The sequence below is a fragment of the Thioclava marina genome, assembly GCF_002020135.1.
Taxonomy (GTDB): domain Bacteria; phylum Pseudomonadota; class Alphaproteobacteria; order Rhodobacterales; family Rhodobacteraceae; genus Thioclava; species Thioclava marina.
In genome coordinates, this window is the sequence record NZ_MPZS01000001.1 from 274990 (window position 1) to 299974 (window position 24985).

A 24985-nucleotide genomic window follows, 5' to 3' on the forward strand; every position below is an offset into this window, starting at 1 on the left:
TTTATAAAGTGCGACAACAATATCTAGAGAATTCGAGGCGCGCGTGACCGACACCCCTGAAACGCCGGAAACCGAAGAAAACGGCCCGGAGACGCCTCAGCGTCCGACCTATCTCGGCCCCACCGTTTCCATCGCCGACGAGATGAAAACCGCCTATCTCGATTACGCGATGAGCGTGATCGTGAGCCGCGCGATTCCCGATCTGCGCGACGGTCTGAAACCCGTTCACCGGCGCATCCTTTTCGCGATGCACGAGACCGGGAACACCTTCGACAAGCCCTACCGCAAATCGGCGCGCCCGGTCGGCGACGTAATGGGTCAATATCACCCGCATGGCGATGCCGCGATCTATGACGCCTTGGTGCGCATGGCGCAGCCCTTCTCGATGTCGCTGCCGCTGCTCGATGGTCAGGGCAACTTCGGCTCGATGGATGGCGATAACGCGGCGGCGATGCGCTACACCGAAGTGCGCATGGCGAAACCGGCCAATTACATTCTCGCCGATATCGAGAAGGATACGGTCGATTTCCAGGACAACTACGACGGCAAGCAGCAGGAGCCGACGGTTCTTCCCGCGCGCTTCCCGAACATGCTCGTCAATGGCGCGGGCGGTATCGCGGTCGGCATGGCCACGAACATCCCCCCGCATAACCTTGGCGAGGTGGTCGACGCCACGCTCGCGCTGATCGAAAACCCGGACATGTCGGACGAGGCGATCATGGAGATCGTCCCCGCCCCCGACTTCCCCACGGGCGGTCAGATCATGGGCCGGGGCGGCGCGCGCAAGGCTTACCTCGAAGGGCGCGGCTCGGTCATCATCCGCGCCAAGACCCGGATCGAGGAAATCCGCAAGGACCGCTACGCGATCGTCGTCGACGAGATCCCCTATCAGGTGAACAAGGCCGCGATGATCGAGAAGATCGCCGATCTCGTGCGCGAAAAGAAACTCGAAGGCATCTCCAACATCGCCGACGAGTCGGACCGTGTGGGCGTGCGCGTGGTGATCGAGCTCAAGCGCGACGCGACGCCGGATGTGGTGCTCAACCAGCTCTACCGCTTCACCCAGCTGCAGACCTCCTTCGGCTGCAACATGCTGGCGCTCAACGGTGGCCGCCCCGAACAGCTGACGCTTCGCCAGTTCTTGAGCTATTTCATTACCTTCCGCGAGGAAGTCGTTGCTCGTCGCACCGCCTTCGAGCTGCGCAAAGCACGCGAGCGCAGCCACATCCTCTGCGGTCTCGCGGTTGCGGTGTCGAATGTCGATGAGGTTGTGGCCACGATCCGCAGCTCTGCCGATGCCGCTGAGGCGCGCGCCCGGCTGATGGAGCGGCGCTGGCCCGCCCATGAGATCGTCGAATATCTGCGCCTGATCGACGACCCGCTGCATCCCGTGAACGACGATGGCACCTATAACCTGTCGGAAACGCAGGCCCGCGCGATCCTCGATCTGCGCCTGCAGCGCCTGACCCAGATCGGCGTCAAGGAAGTCACGGATGAACTGGCCGAACTGGCCGAGAAGATCCGCGACTACCTCGCCATCCTCGCCTCGCGCGAGCGCATCATGGCGATCATCTCGGACGAGCTGCGCGAGGTGCGCGAGCTTTTCGCCGTGCCGCGCCGCACCGAGATCATCGACTGGGCGGGCGACCTCGACGACGAGGACTTGATCGAGCGCGAGGACATGGTCGTGACGATCACCCAGGGCGGCTATATCAAGCGCACGCCGCTGGCCGATTTCCGCGCCCAGAAGCGTGGCGGCAAGGGACTCTCGGGTGGCGCGCTGAAGGATGACGACACGGTCACCACCCTGTTCGTCGCCAACACCCACACGCAGCTTCTGTTCTTCACCACCGACGGGATGGTCTATTCACTCAAGTGCTGGCGCCTGCCGCTCGGCTCGCGCCAGTCCAAGGGCAAGGCGATCGTGAATATCCTGCCGATCCCGACCGGGGTCTCCATCGCCGCGATCATGCCGGTCGATGCGCCCGAGGAGGAATGGGAAAACACCCAGGTCTTCTTCGCGACCTCGGACGGGTCCGTGCGCCGCAATGCGCTCTCGGACTTCACCAATATCAAGCGCAACGGCAAGATCGCGATGAAGCTGCCCGAGGGCGTGAGCCTCGTGAACGTGCGTCCGTGCACCGAGGAAGACGACGTGATGCTGGTGACCGCAAAGGGTCGTGCGATCCGCTTCCCGGTGCCGGAGGTCCGCATCTTCAAGGGCCGCGACTCGACGGGCGTGCGCGGCATCCGTCTGGCCGATGACGATATCGTCGTCTCGATGTCGGTGATCCGCCACTTCGAGGCCACGTCCGAAGAACGCGCCGCCTATCTCAAGCAGCGCCGCCTGATGGCCGGCGTGACCGAGGACGAGGTCGACGAGGACGAAGAACCCGTAACCGAAGGCCAACTCAGCCCCGAGCGCTATGCCGAAATGTCGGCCGCCGAGGATCTGATCCTCACGATCACGGCGGGCGGCTCGGGCAAGATCAGCTCGTCGCATGACTACCCGACCCGCGGCCGTGGCGGCCAAGGCGTCACCGCGATCGACAAGGCGATGCGCGGCGGGGCGCTGGTGGCCTCCTTCCCGGTCGAGATGGGCGATCAGATCATGCTCGCCACCTCGACGGGCCAGTCGATCCGTTGCCCGGTAGAGGATATCTCCTTCCGGTCGCGCTCGGCCGGGGGCGTGCGCGTCTTCAACACCGCGAAGGGCGAGCATGTCGTCTCGGTCGCTCGGATCGCCGATCAGGGCGACGAGGAAGACGAGCTGGACGTCACGGAAGCGCCGGAAACCGGCGACGAGAGCCCGCCTGCGACCGAGGAATAAAACCTGCCGGGAAACGGAATTTCGGTTTCCCGAAGGCAACAACCCGAGATCGTTTCCAATGCTCGAGCCCCCGTTCCTGCCGAACGGGGGCTTTTTCATTCGATCTGAAGACATCCATTGAGGATGCAGTGCGCGAATGGGGACGAACTCGCGTCTGTCACAGATCAAAGGGGACACAATGATCAAGAAACTGATCGCGGCGGCGTTGCTTTGCCCGACGGCCAGCGGCGCACTTGCCTTCGAGTTCGAAGGCGCCGAAGCCGGCATGTCCTACAGCAAGCTGGAATTCACCGACTATCCGGACGGGTAGAAATACAAGGAAGGCTACGTCACCGCCGCAGGCTGGTTCACGCCAAAACTTGGCGTTCAGATCGGCAACAATCACGGCTTCATCAAGGGCGATTGCGACAGTTACGATTTCGACAGCGTGCAAATCCACGGCTTGTGGCAGCAGAGCGAGACCCTGCGCCTTGGCGTGATGGGCGCCCATGAAAAATATGATGGCTGGCATTACAACCATCTCGGGCTTGAAGCGCTCTACACGCCCGGCCGCTGGAAGATCGAGTGCAGATCTATGCCGGCCGTGGCGAAACCGACAGCTATGGCAAAAGCTGGGGCTATGACGGATTCGACATGGGAATGTCGTGCTGCGGATTGGCCTCGGCAAGGGCGACGCGGGCAAGCTCTTCCATTACTGCCCCATTTTCTGAGATTTCATGATCTCGCGAAAGGCCCGGCCCGCGCCGGGCCTTTTTCTTACGCGCCCCACGCGCACGGCATTAACCCTCTGTAAAGTTTATGCCTTCTTTAACGCCCCGCGATCTGGGAGAAAGCCTCCAGACAGTCGCGCACCGCTCCTGCAGAGGTGGCCGCGCAGCCGGCGGAGACCGGCCTTGCCACATTTGCCGAGGTGCCCTCCATGTTCAAAGCCGCTCTTCCCGCCGCGCTCCTTCTCTCTGCCCTGCCCCAGATCGCTGCGGCACAAAGTGCGCTCGGTTTCACCGGGGCGCGTTTCTCGCTCGAGAAAGGCACCGGCGATTTCGGCGTCACGCGCGCCGATCTGAACGCCGATTTCGCGATTACCGAAGCGCATGGGCTGCAAATCGATCTGGGCGCCTCTCGCGGGGCCGCGCTGGCGCGGCGATCTCGCGGCGCATCTTTACATGGCGCCGACCGAGCGCGCCAAATACGGGGTCTTCGCGGCCCTGGGCGATACCAGCCACGAAAGCCAGACGTCATGGGCGATCGGCGCCGAGGCGATCTGGGCGGTGGGCGCGCGTAGCTCCATTTCCGCGCGCGCGGGGCTTGGCAGCGTCAGCCCGGGCAGCAATGATTTTGTCTTTGCCCGCCTCTCGACGCGCTATGGCTTGAGCGAGCGCACCGCGCTCACCGCGAGCCTCGCGGTCACGGATATCGACGAGTTCAGCTTTTCCGCGCGCGAAACCACCGCGAGCCTCGGGTTGGCCCACCGCATTGGCCACGGGCCGGTGACCGTCTCGGCGCGGATCGAGAACTCGGCCCTCTCCGGCAGCTTCGCCTCAAAAGACGAAACCCGCGTGGTGATCGGGCTGACCACGCGCTTCGGTGCCACGGGCCACGGCATCCGCAATCAACCCTTCGCGCCTGTGCGCCCTCTCGACACTCTCTTCGCGCGTGGAACCTTCGCGCTCGACTGACCCATACTCTGCGCGCCTGCGTCACATGGCCGGGCGCGCGCCACCGCGTTAACACAGGGCACCGCCACCGGGACGCAACCTCGGCGGGACCAACTGCAAAGGTGTTCTGATGGAGCATTTTCTCCAGCGTCTCGACCCGTTCCTGTCACTTCTCGCCCGGATCCTCATGGCCACGCTCTTCGTGATGGCCGGCATGGATGTGGCGATGGATTTCGCGAAATTCTCCGCCCGGCTCGAGGCTGACGGGCTCTCGGGCTATCTCACCGGCCCGGTCTTCTGGTTCCTGATCGGCACGGGCTTGCTGCTCCTCGTCGGCGCCTGGACGCGGCTTGTGGCTCTCGCGATGGCGGGTTTCGCCCTCGCCTCCGGCATCATCGATTACGGAGATTTCGCACATGCGACCGACATGGTGATGCTGCTCAAGAATATCGCGCTTACCGGCGGTTACCTCTATGTCGCGCTGCACGGGTCGGGGCGCTGGTCGGTCGATGCGCTTTTCGGGCGTGCAGGCTGACGCTTCCCTTTTCCCGCGCGGGCCACTAAATGAGCGGCCATGACACAGGAACTCCATATCGTCGGCGGTGGCATGGCAGGCTCGGAAGCGGCCTGGCAAGCGGCCAATGCCGGCATCCGCGTGGTGCTGCACGAGATGCGGCCCAAGGTCGAGACCTTCGCGCACCAGACCGGCAATTTCGCCGAGATGGTCTGTTCGAACTCATTCCGCTCCGACGATGACGAGCGCAACGCCGTGGGCCAACTCCATTGGGAGATGGGCGCGGCGAACGGTCTGATCATGGAGATGGCGCGCAAACATCGCCTTCCGGCGGGTGGCGCGTTGGCCGTGGATCGTGAGGCCTTCTCACAGGCCGTGACCGAAGCGTTGCGCGCACATGAGAATATTTCCTTTGTAGAAGAAGAAGTTACGGATCTTCCTTCAACCGGCCACTGGATTTTTGCCACCGGTCCTCTGACCTCCGAAACCTTGGGCAAAGCGATCCGTGAAGCCAGTGGCGAAGAACGCCTCGCCTTCTTCGACGCCATCGCCCCCATCGTCTATGCCGAGACGATCGACATGAACGTCGCCTGGCGTCAGTCGCGCTACGACAAGGGCGAGACGGAAGAAGAACGCACTGCCTATATCAACTGTCCGATGACGAAGGATGAATACGAGGCCTTCATCGACGCGCTTCTCGAAGCCGACAAGACCGAGTTCCACGAGGGCGAGACGGCGGGATATTTCGACGGTTGCCTCCCGATCGAGGTGATGGCCGAACGCGGACGCGAGACGCTGCGCCACGGCCCAATGAAGCCGGTCGGTCTGACGAACGCGCATGATCCGCAAACCAAGGCCTATGCCGTCGTGCAGCTGCGTCGCGACAATGCGCTCGGCACGCTCTACAATATCGTCGGCTTTCAAACCAAGATGAGGTATGGTGCGCAAGCTTCTGTTTTCCGGATGATTCCCGGCCTGAAGCAGGCAAAATTCGCGCGTCTCGGCGGCATCCACCGCAACACGTTCATCAACTCGCCGACACTTCTTGATGCGCAGATGCGGCTGAAATCGCATCCCAATCTGCGCTTCGCGGGCCAGATCACCGGGGTCGAGGGCTATGTGGAAAGCGCCGCGATGGGGCTCCTCGCAGGCCGTATGGCGGCCGCGGAGCTGCAAGGCAGCGATCTCCCGCCGCCCGACCCCGATACGGCCATGGGCGCGCTTGTCACGCACATCACCGGAGGCGCCGAGGCCAAGACCTTCCAGCCGATGAACGTCAATTTCGGCCTCTTCCCGCCGATCGACGCCAAAGGCGGGCGGCGCGGCCGCAAGGATCGCTACAAGGCCTATACGGATCGCGCTAAATTTTCGTTTACCCAATGGCTTGAAGGTCAAAGCTGAGGTGATCACCCGGTTCGCGCCATCGCCCACCGGGCCCCTTCATCTCGGCCACGCCTATAGCGCGATCCTCGCCCATGACATGGCGCGCAAGGCGGGCGGCCGGTTTCTGCTGCGCATCGAAGATATCGATCAAAGCCGCGCCCGTCCGCATTGGGAAGACCAGATCTATGACGATCTGCGCTGGCTCGGGCTCAGCTGGGACGGCCCCGTTTTGCGCCAGTCCGAACGCCTCAACATCTACCGCGAAGTCCTTGATATCCTGTGGCAACGAGATCTCCTCTTTGCCTGCAGCTGCACGCGCCGCGACATCGAAGCCGCCATATCCGCCCCGCAGGAAGGCGTGAGCTACGGCCCAGACGGGCTTATCTACCCCCGCACCTGCCGCGAAAGCGGCGCGCGCAAACCCGGCCAAATCCTCCCTGACGCCGCCCTACGCCTGAACATGGCCCGCGCGGCTCAAGATATCGCGTTCGAAGAGATTTGCGAACTCCACCGCGGTACGCATCGCATCAGCCGGACCGATCTGATCGCAAAGGTCGGCGACGTGGTTCTCGCCCGACGCGATATGGGCACGTCCTACCACCTCGCCGTGGTGCTCGACGACGCGGCCCAGGGGATCACCCATGTCACCCGAGGCGCGGATCTTTTCGAGGCCACACAGATCCATGTCCTGCTTCAGAAGACACTTGAACTCCCGACGCCAGCCTATTGCCATCATGACCTTATTCGCGATGGCAATGGCAAGCGCCTGGCCAAACGCGACGACGCTCGCGCGATCGCGAAATACCGTGCAGACGGGGCCAGCCCGGACGATATCCGCCGAATGGTCGGTCTACACCCTTCCTCTTGGTGACAAATATCCTCCCCGAAGGGCCGCTCTCAGCCCTCCATCGGCCTGAGGATCTCGACTTCCTCGCCCTCGCGGATCGCGGTGTAGAAGCACGAGCGCCGGTTCGTGTGGCAGGCCGGACCTTCCTGCTCGACCAGCACCAGCAGGCAATCGCGGTCGCAATCGACGCGCATCTCGCGCAGCACCTGCACATGGCCCGAGGTTTCACCCTTCACCCAGAATGAGTTTCGCGAACGCGACCAATAGGTTACACGACCCGTTTCAAGCGTCCGCGCGACGCTTTCGGCGTTCATCCAGGCCATCATCAGGACATCTCCCGAGAGCGCATCCTGCGCAATCGCGGGGATCAAACCGTTGGCGTCATATCTCAGGCTGGCGGGGTCGAATGGCATCGGCTCTTTCCTTCCTTGGGCACACGTCCTATCTACGCCGGACGGGCCGAAGGGAAAAGCCATGAGCGACGCCGATCTGATCAAGCTCTATTCGCAGCGCATCCTCGCGCTGGCAGCCGACATGCCCGCGACCGATCCGCTGCCCGCTCCCGATGCGACCGTGCGCAAACGCGCGCCGTTGTGCGGCTCGACGGTCGAGGTGTCGATCAGCTGCAAGGACGGGCGCGTGACCGGCTATAGCCAGAACGTGCACGCCTGTGCGCTCGGGCAAGCTTCGGCCGCGATCTTCGGGGCAAATGTGATCGGGCGCACGAAAGACGAAGTTCGGACCCTGCGCGATCAGCTTGCCACGATGCTCAAGGGCGGGCCGGTGCCGGATGCGCCCTTTGGCGAGTATGAGGTTCTGACCGCCGCGCGCGAGTATCCGAACCGCCACGGCTCGATCCTGCTGGCCCCCGAGGCCACACTCGAAGCGCTTGAGAGCTGTTAAGCCTCTCGTAACCCTCTGCATGATAAAAAAAGCCGCCACTCGTAAGAGCGGCGGCTAAGGAAGCGCTTCCGGACAGGCGGGCCTTGGGACAGGCGGTGCCGCAGGTTTGGGACAGGTGCGGCGGCCAAAAAGCGCGAGGCAGTAGGTAAAAATCAGGTCGGGATCAGAACATCCCCGGCAGCCAGAGCGCGATGACGAAGCTCGCGCAGATCGTGATGCCACCGATCGCGTCAATCAGAAGCGTGCCGTGATTACGGTCGAGAATATCTTTGATTTCCTTGGCCATCTGGCATCTCCTTCACCCGTGTTGCTTATTTGTTCTCATATTTCGCCCTCCCTGTAAAGAACTTTTTAAGAACATTTGAGAACACGGGGGCGGAACGCCGGGAAACCAGGGGTCAGCCAACCCCGATCAGTTTGATCGCGCGGTCCTGTTCCATCAGCCACAACAGCACCCTTGCGGCCTGCCCGCGCGGGCTGCTCAGCTCCGGATCTTCCCCCAGCAACTTGCGCGCATCCGATTGCGCGACGGCCATCAGCCCCGCCTGACGTTCCAGATCGGCCACGCGAAACCGCGGCAGGCCCGATTGCGCGGTACCAATCACATCGCCCGCACCGCGCATCGCGAGGTCTTCCTCGGCGATGCGGAACCCGTCCTCGCTTTCGCGCAGGATCGCGAGGCGCCGCTCGGCGGTCTCGCTCAGCGGCGACTGGTAGATCATCAGACAGGTCGAGGAGGCCGCGCCGCGCCCGACCCGACCACGCAGCTGATGGAGCTGGGCAAGACCGAAGCTCTCGGCGCGCTCGATCACCATGATCGAGGCATTGGGCACGTTCACCCCCACTTCGATCACCGTGGTCGCGACCAGCACCCGGGTCTCACCTTTCACGAAGGCGGCCATCGCGGCATCCTTCTCGGCGGGCGGCATCTGGCCATGGACGAGCCCCACGATCCCCTCGCCCAAGGCCGCCCGCAGCGCCACGAACCGATCGGTCGCCGAACTCAGATCGACGCGCTCGCTTTCCTCGACCAGTGGGCAGACCCAATAGGCCTGGCGCCCCTCGGCCACCGCCTTGCGCAGATGCTCGACCACCTCGCCCATCCGCTCCATCGCGACGAGCGCGGTCTTGACCGGCGTGCGACCGGGCGGCTTCTCGTCGAGAAGGCTCACATCCATGTCGCCATATTGCGCGAGTGCGAGTGAGCGCGGGATCGGCGTCGCGGTCATCACCAGGATATCGACCGCCTCGCCCTTTGCCCCAAGCTCCATCCGCTGCGCCACGCCGAAACGGTGCTGCTCGTCGATCACGGAAAGCCGGAGATCCTGAAATTCCACATCTTTCTGAAAAACCGCATGGGTGCCGACGAGGATGCCGATCGCGCCCGAGGTCAGATCGGCGAGCTTCTTCGCGCGCTCCGCCCCCTTGTCGCGACCGGTCAGGATTTCCAGCCGAACACCGGCGGCAGCGGCCAGCGGCGCGAGCCCTTCGAGATGCTGACGCGCGAGGATCTCGGTCGGCGCCATCATCACGCCCTGCCCACCCGCCTCGACCGCCGTCAGCAGCGCCATGAAAGCCACAAGCGTCTTGCCCGCGCCGACATCGCCCTGCAGCAGTCGGTTCATCCGCCGGTCCGAGCCCATATCCGCCGCGATCTCGGCAATTGCGCGGGTCTGCGCGCCTGTCGGTTTGTACGGCAGGCTCTCCAACACCTGCGACGACAGCGCGCCCGTGCCGCGCGTCACGCGCCCCTTCTTGCGCCGCGCCTGACGCCGCGCCAGCGCGAGCGTCATCTGATGGGCAAACAGCTCGTCATAGGCGAGCCGCGCGCGGGCGGGGGCAGTTGCGGCAAGATCCGAGAGACCCTCGGGGTGATGCGCTTTGGTAATCGCAGCGTGCCAGTCGGGCCAGCCCTCGCGGCGCTTCAGCTCTGCGTCGATCCATTCGGGGAGTTCTGGCGCGCGCGCCAGTGCCCCTTCCGCCGCCTTCGCCATCAGCTTCTGCGTCACACCCGCGGTTAGCGGATAGACCGGCTCGAAACGCGGCATCTCGCCAGCGTCCTCGGGCGGCAGGATGTAATCGGGATGAACGATCTGCGCCATGCCATCATAGAGTTCGAGCTTGCCCGAGATGATCCGCCGCGCCCCGTTCGGCATCTGTTTCGCCAGCCAGTCGCCGCGCGCGTGAAAGAAAACCAACGTGATATCGGTCTGCGCGTCATGGCACAAAACCCGATCCGGCGCGCCGCGTTTGCGCGCGGGGCTATGGGCGCCGATCGTGACCTCGACGGTGACCGTAGTGCCGGCCGACACGCCCTGCACGGTCTCCACGGGGCGGCGGTCGATCACCGAATAGGGCAACGTGAACAGCGCGTCGCGCGGCCGTTCGATCGCGAGACCGTCGAAGGATTTGGCCGTTTTCGGACCAATGCCGGGCAGGCTGTCGAGGGCCGCGAACAGCCCGAACAACTCCTGCGGCCGCGTGCTCATGCGCCCCCCGCGAGGTCGATCCACTCATCCTCGTCGATGACGCGAATGTTCAGCTCGGCCGCTTTCTTGGCCTTCGAGCCCGCGCCCGGCCCCGCCACGACAAGATCGGTCTTGGCGCTGACCGAGCCCGAGACCTTCGCACCAAGCGCCTCGGCCCGCGCCTTCGCCTCGGCCCGCGTCATCTTTTCGAGCGTGCCGGTAAAAACGACGGTCAGACCGGAGACGGGGCTGTCCGATTTCGGTTTCTCGGCCGCTTCGACCGTCAGATAGGCGGTGAGCCGGTCGATCGAAGCGCGCTCGGCCTCTTGATGGAAGGTCGTGACGACCGAGGTCGCGAGCGTCTCGCCAACGCCATCAATCGAGAGAAGTTCCTCCCAATCCGGCCCCTGCCCGATCTCGGCGCGTGTCATCGCGGCCTCAAAATTTTCCCAAGTGCCGTAATGGGTTGCGAGCAAGCCCGCGCTACTTTCTCCGACATGGCGGATCCCAAGCGCGAAGATCAGCCGGTGCAACGCGATCGTCCGACGCTCGGCGATTGCGTCAAAGAGGTTGCGCGCGGATTTCTCGCCCCAGCCTTCGCGGTTCTTGAGCTGTTGCAGCCCCTGCCCGAAACGTTCCTCGAGTGTGAAGATATCGGCGGGCTCCTGGATCCAGCCATCCGCGTAGAATTGCTCGACCTGCTTGGCGCCCAACCCTTCGATATCGAAAGCGGCGCGGGATACGAAATGTTTCAGTTTCTCAACGGCTTGCGCGGGGCAGATCAGCCCGCCGGTGCAACGGCGCACCGCATCGCCTTCCTCGCGGATCGCCTCGGAGCCGCAGCGGGGGCAATGGGTCGGGAATTCGTAAGGCTTCGCATCGGCAGGGCGGCGCGCGAGGTCGACATCGGCGACTTTCGGAATCACGTCGCCCGCGCGATAGACCTGCGCCCAGTCGCCGACGCGGATATCCTTGCCGCCCCGGATTGCCTCCCCCCTGGAATCGCGCCCGGCGATGTAATCCTCGTTATGGAGCGTCGCGTTCGAGACGACGACGCCACCCACGGTCACCGGTGTCAGGCGCGCGACCGGAGAGAGCGCCCCGGTGCGACCGACCTGAATGTCGATGCCCTCAAGCTGGGTCCAGGCGAGTTCGGCGGGGAATTTATGCGCGATCGCCCAACGCGGCGTGGTCGAGCGGTAGCCCAGTCGGCGCTGGAGCGCGAGGTCGTTCACCTTGTAGACCACGCCATCGATATCGTAACCGAGCGTGGCGCGTCGCGCTTCGATGTCGCGATAATGGGCGATCATTTCGCCGGGGCCATCGCAAAGGCGGGTCAGCGGGTTGGTCTTGAAGCCAAGCGTTTCAAGCCGCGCGATCGCGTCGATCTGGGTGTCCGCGAGCGGCTCAGAATGCTCACCCCAGGCATAGGCGAAGAATTTGAGCGGGCGCGCGGCGGTAACTTTCGGATCGAGCTGGCGCAGCGAGCCAGCCGCGGCGTTGCGGGGATTGGCGAAGCGCTTGTCGCCCGCCTTTTCGGCCCGGGCGTTGAGCGCTTCGAAATCGGCGTGGCTCATGTAAACCTCGCCGCGTATCTCTATGATTTCCGGTGCGTTATCCAGGGTCTGCGGAATATCCGAGATGGTCCGCGCGTTTTCGGTGACATTCTCACCGACCTCACCGTCGCCACGGGTCGCTGCGTGAATCAGCCGGCCATTCTCATAGCGGATCGACAGCGACAGCCCGTCGATCTTGGGCTCGGCGGTATAGGTGAGCGGGCCATCAGCCTTGAGCCCGAGAAAGTTCCGTACCGACTCGTCGAATTCGGAGATGTCCTCGTCGGAAAACGCATTGGCGAGGCTCATCATGCGCACGGCATGCGTAATCTTGCCGAAGCCTTCAGCGAGCTGACCGCCGATCTGTTCGGTGGGAGAGCTTTCGGATTTCAGCGACGGGAATTTCGCCTCGATCGCGGCGAGGCGCTGCTTGAGCGCATCATAGTCCGCATCGGAAATCTCGGGCGCATCATGGGTGTGATAGGCGGTGTTCGCCGCTTCGATCCGCGCGATCAGGCCGGGCAGTTCGGCGCGGGCCTCGGCCTCGCTCAGCGCATCGATATCGGTGCCGGACAACTCTGACATAAAAGAACCCCCTCGTGCTGCCCTTGGTTTAGGCAAGCGCCGAGGGGGCGTAAAGAGCCGTGACAACGGAGATCATCGGCCGGAGGGAAGGTTCATGCGCCCATCGCGACGCGGCGTTCCATCTCGGACGGATCGGGATCGCGCAGGACATAGCCGCGCCCCCAGACCGTTTCGATATAGTTCTCGCCTTCTGTCGCGTCGGCGAGTTTCTTGCGCAATTTGCAGATGAAGACATCGATGATCTTCAATTCGGGCTCGTCCATCCCGCCATAGAGATGGTTGAGGAACATTTCCTTGGTCAGCGTCGTGCCCTTGCGCAGGCTGAGCAGCTCGAGCATCTGGTATTCCTTGCCGGTCAGATGCACGGGTTTGCTGTCGACATCGACGGTTTTCGCATCGAGATTGACCGCGATCTTGCCGGTGCGGATGATCGACTGGGCATGCCCTTTCGAGCGGCGGATGATCGCGTGGATGCGGGCGACGAGCTCCTCACGGTGGAAGGGTTTCGTCATGTAATCATCTGCGCCGAAACCGAAGCCCTTGATCTTGTTCTCCGTATCGTCGGCGCCGGTGAGGATCAGGATCGGCGTGTCGACCTTGGCCAGACGGAGCTGACGCAGAACCTCGTGCCCGTTCATGTCGGGCAGGTTCAGGTCCAGCAGGATCAAATCGTAATCATAGAGCTTGGCGAGATCGATGCCCTCTTCGCCCAGATCCGTACAATAAACATTCAAATTGGCATGGGTGAGCATCAATTCGATGCTGCGCGACGTGGTCGGGTCATCCTCCACCAGCAAAATCCGCATCCTGGGTACTCCGCGTTAATCCCTCGATTAAAACCGAGATATACATCAATTGGTTAATACCCCCTTACCTTGGCAGGTTTTTGCCGGGTTTCAACTCAAAGTTGTTTGTTTTTCTGAATTGCCGTCACCTTCAACCCCTGCATTCCATGTCGGGCGATTCCCTCGATCCACAGATCGAGCTCTTCATCCGACAACGCGTAGCGATCAATTACCTCACCGCGCGAGATCAACCCGTGAGCGACCGCCTGGACGATCGTCGCCTTGCGGCTGGCGACCCAGCGACGGGTCTCTTTCGGAGGCAGGTCCGCCCGGGTCAGGATGGTGCCATCGGCGAGCGTCACCGCCCGCGGACCATCGACTTTCTTGAGATACATGGGCTCACCCCCTCGTCGTCTTCACCTGGCAAGATTGGCCGCAGCGGGCTTAACAGCGGGTGAAACGCGGGGTTGTGAGTAGCTCGCATTTTCCTATATTCCTGCGGATCTCGTTAAAGGACGCTTCACCATGCCCAAGGATCAGCCGCTCAACTCGCTGGGCTTTGCCAAACCGCCCGCACAAACCCGCGTCGTCGTCGCCATGTCGGGTGGTGTCGACAGTTCGGTCGTGGCCGCGCAACTGGCCGAGGAAGGCTATGACGTGGTGGGCGTGACGCTTCAGCTTTACGATCACGGCGCCGCGCTGGCGAAAAAGGGTGCGTGCTGCGCGGGTCAGGACATCCATGACGCGCGCCGGGTGGCCGAGGAAATGGGCTTTCCCCATTACGTACTCGATTACGAAAACACCTTCCGCGAGGCGGTGATCGAGGAATTTGCCGACGCTTATCTGGGCGGGGCGACCCCGGTGCCCTGCATTCGCTGCAACGAACGGGTGAAGTTCAAGGATCTGCTCGAGACCGCCAAGGATCTCGATGCCGATTGCATGGCGACGGGCCATTACATCCAGCGCAAGATGGGCGCGAGCGGGCCGGAGCTGCATTGCGCGGCCGATCCGAACCGCGACCAGAGCTATTTCCTGTTCTCGACCACCCCCGAGCAGCTCGACTACCTGCGCTTCCCGCTGGGTCACCTGCCCTCGAAGGATGCGACGCGGGAACTCGCGGCGAAATACGGGCTGGCGGTGGCCGACAAGCCCGACAGTCAGGATATCTGCTTCGTGCCGAACGGGAATTACGCGAGCGTCATCGAGAAGCTGCGCCCCGGCGCGGCCGATCCGGGCGATATCGTGGATATGGAGGGCAATGTGCTCGGCCAGCATCGCGGCGTGATCCATTACACGATCGGCCAGCGGCGCGGGCTTGGCATCGGCGGGCTCGAAGATCCGCTCTATGTGGTCAAGCTCGATCCCGACACCCGCCACGTGGTCGTGGGCCCGAAAGAGGCGCTCTCCACCCGCACGATCCCGGTGCGCGAGATCAACTGGCTGGGCGACGAGCCCTTCACTTCGCGCCCCGAATGGCATCTGCGGGTCAAGGTCCGCTCGACCCGTCCGCCGCGTGACGCGATCCTCCGTCCGATCTCGGAAACGGAAGCCGAGGTCGAGCTGATCGAAGCGGAGGAAGGCGTCAGCCCCGGTCAGGCCTGCGTCTTCTACGCACCCGAGGGCAGCCGCATCTTCGGCGGCGGCTGGATCTACAAGAAATAACGCCCGGCGGATTGCGATCTTCGAAACGGCCCATGGATTTGGGCCGATCCTGGCTTTTGGCTCGCGCCGCGCATGTCAGCTTGGAAACGTATCGCGATCGGGTCGTTTCCCGCTCTCGCGCCTGTGCCGAACGCCTTGCCCCTGCGCGGCTCCGGAAGACGGAAGCGATGGCCGGTTTCGACGTCGAGGCGATGACAGGGCGGATGATGATGCGGCTAATACGGATTGCGTCCGACAACGGCCCCCGCTCCACGAGGATCAAGACGACCAGATCGACACGCGTCTTTTCGGAAGACGTTTGTTGCGCCATCGAAGCAAACCATGGCGGCGCAGGGCCAGACCCTCGCGTGAATGTCCCCTTGAGGCATTCATCGCGCGGGCCAGCGCGAAACGAACACGCGCGGCGCACCCGGACCGGGGCGCGCCGCGCTCTCGTGGCTGGATCCGTTTCCTCAGACCGGCACGTCGCCGAGGCTCACCTCGTGGCGACCGGTCCGAGTTGCTACTTTCCCGAGGTCGCCTTCGCGATCGCCTCCCCTTCCTCGGTGGCCGTACGTACGGCGCGTTCAGCGATGCTGGTCATGGAGGTCGCGAGCTTCGACATCTCGGTCGCGTAATCGCTTGCGGTGCGCTGCCAGAACTCGCCCCACAGCCCCATCGCCTTGAGCGGGTCGGCCTCGTCTGCAAGCCGGCCCACCATCTCCTGATCACGTTCGAAGCGCGCTTTGAGGAAATCGAGCACTTCGATATTTTGCGAGATCAGCGCCTCCATCATTTTCAGCTGAGGCGCCATTACCAAACTCATTCCCCCCATATCGGGGACCGGCATGCAGCCGGCCATATTCATCCCCGGAGGGCTCTTCTTCGTTGCCATCACAGCCTCCCTTGCAAGATTGAAAGACCTTACCACGCTTTTCGCGCGACTCCTTTGATTTGGAACAACCTATCGCGCGAAAAAATTACCTAGCGTAAGGTGCTGCGAAAATGAGCTAAATCGCGTCGGCTGCGTTTACTTCCCAAGCAATGCACTAAGTGAATCCCGATGCCCGAGCCGCTTTTGACCCCGCGTCCCGAGGGGCTGTATTGCCCTGCGGGCGATTTCTTCATCGACCCGAGTCGCCCGGTGACGCGCGCGCTGATCACGCATGGTCATGCCGATCATGCACGCGCAGGGCACGGCGCGGTTCTGGCCACGCGCCAGACGCTCGAGATCATGGCGATCCGTTATGGCGAGGATTTCGCAGGCCGGCGGCAGGCCTATGAAGGGCCGCTATCGCTGGGCGGCGTCGAGGTCAGCTTTCACCCGGCAGGCCACATTCTGGGATCTGCGCAGATCGCAGTCACTGCGGGAGGGCAGCGGGTCGTGGCGTCCGGCGATTACGCGCGCGTCGCAAATCCCTCCTGTGCGCCGTTTGAACCGGTACCCTGCGACACGTTCATCACCGAGGCCACTTTCGCGCTGCCGGTTTTCAAACACCCCGACCCGTCCGATGAAATCGCAAAACTCCTCGCCTCGATGCACGCCGCCCCCGAGCGCGCCCATCTGATCGGCGCCTATGCTCTGGGCAAGGCACAGCGCGTCATCATGTTGGCGCGCGAGGCAGGCTATGATGCACCGATCTACATCCACGGCGCGTTGCAGAAGCTGTGCGACTATCACATCGAGCAGGGCATCCCACTTGGCGATCTGCGCCCCGCCACGATGGATAAGGCGCAAGCAGCCGACCTGCGCGAGGCGCTTGTGATTGCGCCGCCTTCGGCCTTCGCCTCGCCATGGGTGCAGCGTTTCGCGGATCCGGTGATCGGTTTCGCCTCGGGCTGGATGCAGATCCGGGCGCGGGCGCGTCAGAGGGGCGTGGAACTGCCGCTGGTGATCTCGGACCATGTGGACTGGACCGATCTGACCCGCACCGTGACCGAGATCGACCCGGGCGAACTCTGGATCACCCATGGCCGCGAAGAGGCGCTTATGCGTTGGGCCGAGCTGGAGGGACGGAGCGCGCGCCCGCTCCATCTCGTGGGCTACGAGGAGGAGCCGGAATGAAGGCCTTCGCCCGCCTTCTCGAGCGGCTCGCCTTCACGCCGGGGCGCAATGCCAAGCTCGACGCGCTGGCCGATTACCTCCGCCATGCGCCCGATCCCGAGCGCGGCTATGCGCTCGCCGCGCTGACCGGAGAACTGGAGCTGGGACGCGCACAACCCGCCGTTCTTCGTGCAATGGTGGGCGAGCGGGTCGATCCCGAGCTGTTCGCACTGAGCTACGACTATGTGGGCGATCTGGCGGAGACCATCGCGCTGATCTGGCCTGCTGAGGCAACGCCGGAAGATCTCGATCTGCCGATGATCGTCGAGACATTGCAGGACACGCCCAAGACCCGCACAGGGCCGCTGATCGCGAAATGGCTCGACCGGCTGGCACCGTCGGAACGCTACGCACTTCTGAAACTCGCAACCGGTGGTCTGCGCGTCGGAGTCTCGGCGAGGCTTGCCCGGGTGGCGCTGGCGCGGCTCGGGACGCCGGGGCTGGAAGAGATCGAGGAGATCTGGCACGGGCTCACCCCACCCTATCGGCCGCTGTTCGACTGGATCGAAGGCGGAGAGAAGCCCGAACGCGCGGGGCTTGCACCCTTCCGACCGGTGATGCTGTCTACCCCGATCGACCGCGCGGGGCTCAATGCGCTCGATCCCTCCGCCTTCACCGCCGAATGGAAATGGGACGGCATCCGCGTGCAGGCCGTGGCCGAGGGCGGCGAGCGGCGGCTCTATTCGCGCACCGGCGAGGATATCTCCGCGGCTTTCCCCGATATCGTCGCGCATATGGGGTTCGAAGGCGCGCTCGATGGCGAGCTGATCGTGCGGCGCGGCGCCGAGGTCGCGCCCTTCGGCGATCTGCAAAAGCGGCTCGGGCGGAAATCGCCGGGCAAGGCGCTTCTGGCCTCGCATCCAGCGGCGCTGCGGCTGTACGACGTGCTGCATTGGGAAGGCGAGAACCTGCGCCCCCTGCCCTTCGATGCGCGCCGCGACCGCCTCGAGGCCGTCGTTGCGACCCTCCCGCCCGAACGCTTCGACATCTCCGAAATCCTGCCCTTCGAAGATTGGGAAACGCTCGCCGGCCTGCGCGAGGCCCCGCCGCAAGCGGTGATCGAAGGCGTCATGCTCAAGCGCCGCGACACGCCCTACATGGCGGGCCGCCCCAAAGGGCAATGGTTCAAATGGAAGCGCGACCCGTTCATCATCGACGCGGTGCTGCTTTATGCCCAACGCGGGCATGGCAAACGCTCGGGTTTCTATTCCGATTTCACCTTCGGCGTCTGGGAGGGCGATCAACTCGTGCCCGTCGGCAAGGCCTATTCCGGCTTTACCGACGAGGAACTGCGCCGCCTCGACCGCTTCGTGCGCAACAACACCCGCGAGCGCTTCGGCCCGGTGCGTTCGCTCGCGCCCGAACTGGTGGTGGAGGTGGCGTTCGAAGGGCTCAACCGCTCCACCCGGCACAAATCGGGCGTGGCGATGCGCTTCCCGCGGATCTCGCGCATCCGCTGGGACAAGCCCGCGCCCGAGGCCGACCGGATCGAGACCTTGCGCGAGATGCTGGCAACACAGCGTTGAGGCCGGAAAGGCGGTCTCTGTGCGAAGGTCTGAGCGATGCGCCTTCCAGCGCAAAGGGTCAGGCGCGGCGTCGGTAAGACACCCGCGCCAAGGTCACGAAAATCGCCCGCTCACCGCCCCAGCACATAGTCGCCGGGCGCATCCGCCAACGCGCGATATTTCCGCCCCTTGCCCATCGTCGGCGGAGTGATCAGCGCCCCGCCATCCTTATCGGCAAGCCATTTCGCCCAAGGCTCCCACCACGAGCCGGGAATTGTCTCGCTCGTCTCCGCCCACTCCCCCGGTCCCGGATGGGTCGCGCCCGCGTGATGCTCCATCAGGCGGTAGCGTGCCCGGTTCGAGCCCGGCGGCGCGACGATGCCGGTGTTATGGCCACCCGAAACCAGCGCGAAATTCACCTCTCCGGGCAGCGCCCAGGTCAGCTTGTAGACCGATTGCCAGGGCGCGATATGGTCGGCTTCGGTGGCCACCGCAAAGACCGGCGTCGAGATGTCCTGCAAGAAGACCGGCTGCCCGCCCGCCTGCATCCGCCCCTCGGCCAGATCATTGTCGAGGAAGAGCTTGCGCAGATATTCCGAATGCATCTTGTAGGGCATTCGCGTCGCATCATGGCTCCACGAGGCCAAGGCGCTATCCTCCTCGCGCTCACCCATCAGATAGGTATGCACCGCCTGAGACCACACGAGGTCTTTCGATTTCAGCATCGAGAAGGTTCCGGCCATCGCGGATTTGTCGAGATAGCCCTCTTCCCACATCATGTCTTCGATCAGTGCGAGCTGGTCCTCGTTGGTGAAGAGGCTCAGCTCCCCGGCCTCGGTGAAATCGACCTGAGCGGCGAGCATGGTGAGCGAGGCAAGCCGCGTATCGCCGTCGCGCGCCATCGCTGCGGCGGCCACGGACAGCAAGGTGCCGCCCAGACAATAGCCCAGGCCATGCACCTTCTCGGCCCCCGTGATCTCGGTCACCGCATCAAGCGCGGCCATCACCCCAAGCTCGCGGTAATCGTCGAAACCGAGGCAACGATCTTCTTCGCCCGGATTCTTCCAGGAGACCGTGAAGACAGTAAAGCCCTGCCCCACGAGCCAGCTGATCAGCGAATTGGTCCGCTCGAGATCGAGGATGTAATATTTCATGATCCATGCCGGTACGATCAGCAGCGGCACCGAATGCACCTCCTCGGTCGTGGGCGCATATTGGATCAGCTCGATCAGCTGGTTGCGCAGCACCACCTTGCCGGGGCTGAGCGCGACATGCTCACCGGGGATCAGACTTGGTTCGGGTTCGCCATTGCCGCCCATCGCCTTGAGCATGTCTTCAAACAGGTATGTCGCCCCGCGCACGAGGTTCGCGCCCCCCTCTTTGCGGGTGCGCGCGATCAACTGCGGGTTGGTTGCGAGGAAATTCGAGGGCGCGGCCATGTCGAGAAACTGGCGCGCGGTAAATTCCATCATCTGGAGATGACGATCCTCGACCCCGTGAATGCCCGTGGTCGCGTTGTGCCACCATTGCTGCGCGTGAAGGAAGCTTTGCGCATAGAGCGAGAAAGGCCAGTTCTGCCATTCGGGCGCCTTGAAGCGCCGGTCTTGCGGCAGGGGCTCAAGCGGCTGCGCCTCCGGGTCGTCGGCGCGGTGCGGCCCCATCTCGCGCATCAGGTGGAGCCATTTGCGCCCCGCCTTCCAGCCCAGCTCCGACTGTTTGCCGGGGCTCATCGCGAGATGCGTCGCCCAATCGGCCCAGGCCATCCCGAGCGCGACCGGCGAAAGACCGCCCTCTGCCCGCCCGAGAAGCGCGTGAAAAGCCCGATCAAGCCGCGCGAAGGATTCCTCTGCCGCCGCACGCGCCTCTTGCGCCTCGCGCTCTGTCGCGTCGGCGCCTGACCGTTTGCCGAAATCTTTCATCGCTGCCTCCTGCCTACTCATCGCACCCACTCCTGTCGCGCGGGGACTTTAGCACCCATGGGCTAACAGGAGTTTGACATGCAGCAAATACAATCCCTTTTTTCGGCACTGCAGCAAGACGCAGGATCGTCTGTTCACGGCCGATCCCGGCAACTCACAACGCCGGGAGAGCGCTGAAATATCGGAACTGCGACCTTCCCGCATCGGTTTTGATCCCCAGATCAGGCCGAGAAGGCAAAGGAGTAACGACGATGAACAAGCGTTTCGCCAAACCACAGGTTCTTGTTCTCGGTGGCAATTTCGCCGGGCTGGGTGCGGCCCAGAAGATCCGGGATTACGCGGGCGACGCCTGCGACATCACCGTGATCGACCGCAAGGGCTATCTCGATTTCATCCCCAATATCCCGCTCGAGGTCTTCGAGGGGCGCGATCCGGCCGTGACGATGCACATGAACCTCGTCGAGGTGCTCGCCAAGGACGATATCGCCTTCAAGCAGGCCGAGATCACCGGCATCGACATTGCGGCCAGAACGGTCCGGATGCGCCCCTCCGAGCGCCCCGGCGCGCCGGAATACACGATGCGCTACGACTATGTCGTGATCGCGCTCGGCGCGCGTCTCGCCTATGACGATATCGAGGGGTTCGCCGAATACGGCCATACCATCTCGGATGCCTTCCACGCCAACCGGATGATCGATTACCTGAAACACGACTATCAGGGCGGGCCGATCGTCGTGGGCTCGGACCGGTTCGAACAGGGCCAAAAGGGTCGCCCGGACTGGCTGCCCACCGCTCTGGCCGCCTGCGAGGGCCCACCGGTCGAGGTCTCGCTCTCGCTAGCCCATTGGCTCGAGGAAAACGGCAAGGGCGGCGCGAAGGATATCACCATCTTCACCCCGGCCGAGCTGATCGCGGAAGACGCGGGCGAGAAAGTCGTGGGGCAGCTGCTGGACGCTGCGGGCGCGATGGGGTTCGGCTATGTCAACAAGGTCGAGGGGATCAAGCGCCTGACCAAAGACACGATCGAATTCACCGATGGCCGCAGCCTGCCCGCCGAGATGAAGGTGATCTTCCCGAACTGGAAGCCGCATGACTTCCTCAAAGGGCTGCCGGTTTCCGACGAGGTGGGCTTCATCATCACCGACATGCGGATGCGCAACCCCGATCACCCAGAGGTCTTCGCCTGTGGTGACGCGGCCGCGATCACGGTGCCGAAGCTTGGCGCGATCGGCCACCAGGAATGCGATGTGGTCGGTCGTCAGATCGCGGGCGATCTGGGCAAGCTCTCGAGCGCCGAGGCCAACAAGGAATGGCACCCCGAGGTCGTCTGCATCGGAGATATGGGCGGCGGCAAGGCCTTCTACATTCACGCGAACAGCTGGTTCGGCGGCGATATCCAGGAACTCCGCATGGGCAAGATCCCCTATATGCAGAAGGTCGCCTACAAGGAGCTGTTCTTCCGCAATCACGGTCGCGTTCCGGGCTGGGGCGTGCCCCTTGCCGAATGGAGCGCGGAAAACCTGATCCGGGCCTGAGCCCGCACGGATACGGATGCGCGGGGCGGTTTCTCTCTCCCTTTCCACCCCCGGTTACCCAAGGGGACCTCGCGCGCCGTCCCGACCTGCTTCCGGGCGTCTCTCTCGCTCCTGTCTCGCGTCCGGAAGCAGGCTCTCACTCCCAACTCCCCGCCTGTGCAAAGGGCGGGGTTTTGTCCTGCCAAAGCCCTCTTGCGACAGGCCTGCGCGCGGACGCACACAACGGCGTGTCCCTCGGGAACACGGCCCCCGCTGACCGCTTTTCCTTTCAACACGACCAAGGCTTCGCACCAGGCGTCGGCTCACCCTCGAATCCCGTCCATGGCACAAGCGGCACAGATATACCCCCTTGGTAGAAATGCATTTTCTGGCCCTCTCGGGCTGCTAGCAATGGAGTAGAAAGATGATATTCACAGGCTCGATGTTGATGGTCGCGCCGGTTCTGGCGCTTTTCGCAGGGGTGCTGATCCTGATCTTCCCGAGGCTCCTAAGCTATATCGTGGCGGCCTATCTGATCGCGATCGGGCTGGCGGGTCTGTTTCCGGTGCTTGCAAGCTCCACGATGGGGTGACGGAAGCGAAAACCGCGCTAGCTTTGCCGGGTCATGCTGAGCAGGCTTCGTGAAAATATCATTCCGTTGACGGTGGCGCTTTCGCTTCTGATGGAGCTGATCGACGCCACCGTCCTGGCCACCGCGATCCCGGTCATCGCGCGTGATCTCTCCGTGCCGGTGCTGTCGCTGAAAATGGCGATGGCGACCTATCTGATTGCGCTTGCGGCCTTCGTGCCGATTTCGGGCTGGATTGCGGATCGCTTCGGCGCGCGCCGCACCTTTGTCGCGGCGATGGGTGTCTTTCTCGTGGCCTCGCTGCTTTGCGCCATCCAGACGAGCTTGACCGGGCTGGTGCTCGCGCGCGCGCTGCAAGGGATCGGCGCCGCGATGATGAGCCCCGTGGGGCGTCTGATCGTCTTGCGCCACACTTCCAAGACCGAGATGACGCGCGCGATGGTCTATGTCACCTTGCCCGCGATGATCGGACCTGCGATCGGGCCTTTCGTCGGCGCGACGGTGACGACGTTCCTGGGCTGGCGTTCGATCTTTCTGATGAACCTGCCCCTCGGCGCGCTGGCGATCTGGTTGACGATGCGCCACATGTCCGCCGATGGCCCGCCCGAGCCCAAACCCTTCGATTTCCCCGGTTTTCTCCTCTCCGCCCTCGGACTCGCCGCCGTCATGACCGGGTTTTCCGCCTTGGGGGAGCATATCCTCCCCTGGCAGGTGGCCGCTGGGCTGAGCGTGACGGGCGTGGGTCTGCTGATCCTCTACTGGTTGCGTGCGCGGCGCACGCCCGAGCCGCTTTTGGACCTGCGCCTCTTCCGGCACCGCACCTTCGACGTCTCGATCACAGGCGGGCTGATTTTCCGGCTGTCGAACGGGGCGATCTCGCTGCTGCTGCCGCTCTTCTTCCAGCTGGGCCTTGGGGCGTCTGTCATGCTCTCGGGCGCTCTGACCGGGCTCAACGCGTTGGGCGCGGTCAGCTTGCGCAGCTTCGTGCCGCGCATCCTCGACCGGTTCGGTTTCAAATGGGTCATGATCTGGGCGGCGGTGGCCCGCGGTGCCGCGATCTTCGGCTTCGCGACCGTCACCAGCCTCACCGACTGGCAGCTGATCCCGCTCCTGCTGATCGGGGGCGCGGCGCAATCGGTGGTCTTCACCGCCTTGAACTCCATCGGTTTCGCCGATCTCGACACGCCCGAGATGAGCCCCGCAACTGCCTTCACCGCGATGAGCCGACAGGTCTCGCTCGCGCTCGGGATCGCGCTGGCGGGCGTGGTTCTCGAACTCACGGCAGGATCAGCGGCGGCGACCACGGGGGCAGAGATGATCCCGGTCTCGGCCTTCGTCTGGGGCTTTTTGATCGCTGGCGCGACCGGTCCCCTCTCGGCCGCCTATTTCCTGCGCTTGCGCCGGGACGATGCGGACGGTCTGCGCCGCAAGCGCCAGCCGGTCGAACCCTATGGCAGTTCGCGCGAACGGTTCCGCGCACCTGCCGAGGATGAACGGCGCGAGGCGGCGGAATAATCGAGCCAGAAAATCAGGCGGGAAAATCAGGCCAGAAAATCAGGCCGGAAAATCAGGCCAGAAAATCAGGGATGCAGAGCGGCTTGACCCGGTGTAGCGTGGCGCCATGATCAAGCTCGACCCCCGCGATATCGAGATCCTGCGCGTGCTGGCGCGCGAAGGCCGCATCACCAAGGCGGCGCTGGCCGAGAAGATCAACCTCTCGCCCACCCCTGCCTGGGAACGGCTGAAGAAGCTGGAAAAAGCGGGGCTCATCGCGGGCTATCGCGCAACCTTCAACCTCAAGAAACTCGGGCCGCATGTGACGCTGTTCGTGGCCGCCGAACTGGCCGATCACACCGCCGCCAGCTTCCAGACCTTCGAGCGTTCGCTCGATCAGCACCGAGAGGTGGTGGGGTGCTGGGCTTTGGGCGGCGGCTTCGATTACCTGATGCAGATCGTCACGCGCGATATCGACGCCTATCAGAGGCTGATCGACTCGATGCTCGACGCCCGGATCGGGATCGCGCGTTATTTCACCTATATCGTCACGAAAGAGGTGAAATCCGCAGCGATCCCGCCCTTCGAACTCTTTGCAGACCAAATGGACTAGGGCGGGCGCGTATTTCAGCCCAAATTGGGCGCATCGACAGCCCATTTGGCCTGATCTTCTGGCCGGGCCGGGCGAGAGTG

General features: G+C 63.6%; 22 protein-coding genes. 14 read left to right on the forward strand and 8 right to left on the reverse strand.

From position 1 onward, the window contains the following. Positions 1-43 precede the first annotated feature (43 nt). The 6 genes from gyrA (at position 44) to gluQRS (ending at position 7253) form a co-directional block, all read left to right on the forward strand. On the forward strand, positions 44-2830 hold the full coding sequence (gyrA, locus tag BMG00_RS01290) for a DNA gyrase subunit A (RefSeq protein WP_078573158.1): 2787 nt from the start codon (positions 44-46) through the stop codon (positions 2828-2830). 178 nt (positions 2831-3008) lie between these two features. Then, positions 3009-3140, forward strand: a complete 132-nt coding sequence (locus BMG00_RS17845) for a hypothetical protein (protein ID WP_281251057.1) — start codon at positions 3009-3011, stop codon at positions 3138-3140. Between the two features lie 781 nt (positions 3141-3921). Next, positions 3922-4506 (forward strand): hypothetical protein, encoded by a 585-nt coding sequence (locus tag BMG00_RS01300; RefSeq protein ID WP_078573160.1) that lies wholly within the window; start codon positions 3922-3924, stop codon positions 4504-4506. A 109-nt stretch (positions 4507-4615) separates the two neighbouring features. Continuing rightward, positions 4616-5020, forward strand: coding sequence for a DoxX family protein (locus BMG00_RS01305; protein WP_078573161.1), 405 nt, complete (start codon positions 4616-4618; stop codon positions 5018-5020). A 39-nt stretch (positions 5021-5059) separates the two neighbouring features. Further along, positions 5060-6400 carry a methylenetetrahydrofolate--tRNA-(uracil(54)-C(5))-methyltransferase (FADH(2)-oxidizing) TrmFO gene (gene trmFO, locus BMG00_RS01310; protein WP_078573162.1) on the forward strand — a complete coding sequence of 447 codons (1341 nt, stop codon included), beginning with the start codon at positions 5060-5062 and terminating at the stop codon, positions 6398-6400. A gap of 1 nt (position 6401) precedes the next feature. Continuing rightward, positions 6402-7253, forward strand: a complete 852-nt coding sequence (gluQRS, locus tag BMG00_RS01315) for a tRNA glutamyl-Q(34) synthetase GluQRS (protein ID WP_078573163.1) — start codon at positions 6402-6404, stop codon at positions 7251-7253. 26 nt (positions 7254-7279) lie between these two features. Here the strand turns inward: gluQRS and hisI are convergent, their stop codons facing one another. Then, positions 7280-7642 carry a phosphoribosyl-AMP cyclohydrolase gene (hisI, locus tag BMG00_RS01320; protein WP_078527844.1) on the reverse strand — a complete coding sequence of 121 codons (363 nt, stop codon included), beginning with the start codon at positions 7640-7642 and terminating at the stop codon, positions 7280-7282. Positions 7643-7703: 61 nt separating this feature from the next. Between hisI and BMG00_RS01325 the strand changes: the two genes are divergently transcribed. Continuing rightward, positions 7704-8132: an iron-sulfur cluster assembly scaffold protein gene (locus tag BMG00_RS01325; RefSeq protein WP_078573164.1), complete on the forward strand. Its 429-nt coding sequence runs from the start codon at positions 7704-7706 to the stop codon at positions 8130-8132. A 163-nt stretch (positions 8133-8295) separates the two neighbouring features. Here the strand turns inward: BMG00_RS01325 and BMG00_RS17850 are convergent, their stop codons facing one another. The 5 genes from BMG00_RS17850 to sciP form a co-directional block, all read right to left on the reverse strand. After that, entirely contained in the window at positions 8296-8418 is a 123-nt protein-coding gene (locus BMG00_RS17850) for a hypothetical protein (protein ID WP_273067671.1), read from the reverse strand. A 112-nt stretch (positions 8419-8530) separates the two neighbouring features. Then, positions 8531-10621, reverse strand: coding sequence for an ATP-dependent DNA helicase RecG (gene recG / locus BMG00_RS01330; protein WP_078573165.1), 2091 nt, complete (start codon positions 10619-10621; stop codon positions 8531-8533). Then, positions 10618-12741, reverse strand: coding sequence for an NAD-dependent DNA ligase LigA (gene ligA, locus BMG00_RS01335; RefSeq protein ID WP_078573166.1), 2124 nt, complete (start codon positions 12739-12741; stop codon positions 10618-10620). Before ligA ends, recG begins: the two co-directional genes overlap by 4 nt. Positions 12742-12833: 92 nt before the next feature. Then, positions 12834-13547, reverse strand: coding sequence for a response regulator transcription factor CtrA (gene ctrA / locus BMG00_RS01340; RefSeq protein WP_078527852.1), 714 nt, complete (start codon positions 13545-13547; stop codon positions 12834-12836). Positions 13548-13642: 95 nt separating this feature from the next. After that, the gene (gene sciP, locus BMG00_RS01345; protein ID WP_078527854.1) at positions 13643-13921 is read right to left on the reverse strand and encodes a CtrA inhibitor SciP; all 279 of its coding nucleotides are present in this window, start codon (positions 13919-13921) and stop codon (positions 13643-13645) included. Positions 13922-14051: 130 nt separating this feature from the next. Between sciP and mnmA the strand changes: the two genes are divergently transcribed. Further along, positions 14052-15188: a tRNA 2-thiouridine(34) synthase MnmA gene (mnmA, locus tag BMG00_RS01350; protein ID WP_078527856.1), complete on the forward strand. Its 1137-nt coding sequence runs from the start codon at positions 14052-14054 to the stop codon at positions 15186-15188. A 502-nt stretch (positions 15189-15690) separates the two neighbouring features. On the opposite strand, the gene BMG00_RS01355 is transcribed toward mnmA, so the two are convergent. Next, entirely contained in the window at positions 15691-16062 is a 372-nt protein-coding gene (locus BMG00_RS01355; protein WP_146642530.1) for a phasin family protein, read from the reverse strand. Positions 16063-16230: 168 nt separating this feature from the next. Here BMG00_RS01355 and BMG00_RS01360 point away from each other — a divergent pair, with 168 nt between their 5' ends. Together BMG00_RS01360 and BMG00_RS01365 are read left to right on the forward strand one after the other, a co-directional pair. After that, the gene (locus tag BMG00_RS01360; RefSeq protein WP_078573167.1) at positions 16231-17232 is read left to right on the forward strand and encodes a ligase-associated DNA damage response exonuclease; all 1002 of its coding nucleotides are present in this window, start codon (positions 16231-16233) and stop codon (positions 17230-17232) included. Next, positions 17229-18797, forward strand: a complete 1569-nt coding sequence (locus BMG00_RS01365) for a cisplatin damage response ATP-dependent DNA ligase (RefSeq protein WP_078573168.1) — start codon at positions 17229-17231, stop codon at positions 18795-18797. The genes BMG00_RS01360 and BMG00_RS01365 overlap by 4 nt, the downstream gene beginning before the upstream one ends. 110 nt (positions 18798-18907) lie before the next feature. Here BMG00_RS01365 and BMG00_RS01370 read toward each other — a convergent pair whose 3' ends face one another. Next, the gene (locus BMG00_RS01370; protein WP_078573169.1) at positions 18908-20695 is read right to left on the reverse strand and encodes a PHA/PHB synthase family protein; all 1788 of its coding nucleotides are present in this window, start codon (positions 20693-20695) and stop codon (positions 18908-18910) included. 251 nt (positions 20696-20946) lie between these two features. On the opposite strand from BMG00_RS01370, the gene BMG00_RS01375 reads away from it, so the two are divergent. The 4 genes from BMG00_RS01375 (at position 20947) to BMG00_RS01390 (ending at position 24905) form a co-directional block, all read left to right on the forward strand. Further along, positions 20947-22230, forward strand: coding sequence for an NAD(P)/FAD-dependent oxidoreductase (locus tag BMG00_RS01375; RefSeq protein ID WP_078573170.1), 1284 nt, complete (start codon positions 20947-20949; stop codon positions 22228-22230). A gap of 403 nt (positions 22231-22633) precedes the next feature. Then, on the forward strand, positions 22634-22801 hold the full coding sequence (locus BMG00_RS01380) for a DUF3096 domain-containing protein (RefSeq protein ID WP_245794925.1): 168 nt from the start codon (positions 22634-22636) through the stop codon (positions 22799-22801). Positions 22802-22834: 33 nt separating this feature from the next. Then, positions 22835-24313, forward strand: coding sequence for an MFS transporter (locus tag BMG00_RS01385; RefSeq protein ID WP_078573172.1), 1479 nt, complete (start codon positions 22835-22837; stop codon positions 24311-24313). A gap of 106 nt (positions 24314-24419) precedes the next feature. Beyond that, entirely contained in the window at positions 24420-24905 is a 486-nt protein-coding gene (locus BMG00_RS01390) for an Lrp/AsnC family transcriptional regulator (RefSeq protein WP_425443991.1), read from the forward strand. The last annotated feature ends 80 nt before the right edge of the window (positions 24906-24985 follow it).

Bases quoted from the DNA above. Each gene is read 5' to 3' on its own strand.
- sciP (WP_078527854.1), bottom strand. From the start codon at position 13,921: ATGTATCTCAAGAAAGTCGATGGTCCGCGGGCGGTGACGCTCGCCGAT.
- BMG00_RS01385 (WP_078573172.1), top strand. From the start codon at position 22,835: ATGCTGAGCAGGCTTCGTGAAAATATCATTCCGTTGACGGTGGCGCTT.
- BMG00_RS17850 (WP_273067671.1), bottom strand. From the start codon at position 8,418: ATGGCCAAGGAAATCAAAGATATTCTCGACCGTAATCACGGCACGCTT.
- BMG00_RS01375 (WP_078573170.1), top strand. From the start codon at position 20,947: ATGAACAAGCGTTTCGCCAAACCACAGGTTCTTGTTCTCGGTGGCAAT.
- BMG00_RS01365 (WP_078573168.1), top strand. From the start codon at position 17,229: ATGAAGGCCTTCGCCCGCCTTCTCGAGCGGCTCGCCTTCACGCCGGGG.
- BMG00_RS01325 (WP_078573164.1), top strand. From the start codon at position 7,704: ATGAGCGACGCCGATCTGATCAAGCTCTATTCGCAGCGCATCCTCGCG.
- BMG00_RS01305 (WP_078573161.1), top strand. From the start codon at position 4,616: ATGGAGCATTTTCTCCAGCGTCTCGACCCGTTCCTGTCACTTCTCGCC.
- BMG00_RS01370 (WP_078573169.1), bottom strand. From the start codon at position 20,695: ATGAAAGATTTCGGCAAACGGTCAGGCGCCGACGCGACAGAGCGCGAG.
- trmFO (WP_078573162.1), top strand. From the start codon at position 5,060: ATGACACAGGAACTCCATATCGTCGGCGGTGGCATGGCAGGCTCGGAA.
- ctrA (WP_078527852.1), bottom strand. From the start codon at position 13,547: ATGCGGATTTTGCTGGTGGAGGATGACCCGACCACGTCGCGCAGCATC.
- mnmA (WP_078527856.1), top strand. From the start codon at position 14,052: ATGCCCAAGGATCAGCCGCTCAACTCGCTGGGCTTTGCCAAACCGCCC.
- BMG00_RS01355 (WP_146642530.1), bottom strand. From the start codon at position 16,062: ATGGCAACGAAGAAGAGCCCTCCGGGGATGAATATGGCCGGCTGCATG.
- recG (WP_078573165.1), bottom strand. From the start codon at position 10,621: ATGAGCACGCGGCCGCAGGAGTTGTTCGGGCTGTTCGCGGCCCTCGAC.
- BMG00_RS01380 (WP_245794925.1), top strand. From the start codon at position 22,634: ATGATATTCACAGGCTCGATGTTGATGGTCGCGCCGGTTCTGGCGCTT.
- BMG00_RS17845 (WP_281251057.1), top strand. From the start codon at position 3,009: ATGATCAAGAAACTGATCGCGGCGGCGTTGCTTTGCCCGACGGCCAGC.
- ligA (WP_078573166.1), bottom strand. From the start codon at position 12,741: ATGTCAGAGTTGTCCGGCACCGATATCGATGCGCTGAGCGAGGCCGAG.
- BMG00_RS01360 (WP_078573167.1), top strand. From the start codon at position 16,231: ATGCCCGAGCCGCTTTTGACCCCGCGTCCCGAGGGGCTGTATTGCCCT.
- BMG00_RS01390 (WP_425443991.1), top strand. From the start codon at position 24,420: ATGATCAAGCTCGACCCCCGCGATATCGAGATCCTGCGCGTGCTGGCG.
- hisI (WP_078527844.1), bottom strand. From the start codon at position 7,642: ATGCCATTCGACCCCGCCAGCCTGAGATATGACGCCAACGGTTTGATC.
- BMG00_RS01300 (WP_078573160.1), top strand. From the start codon at position 3,922: ATGGGCTGCAAATCGATCTGGGCGCCTCTCGCGGGGCCGCGCTGGCGC.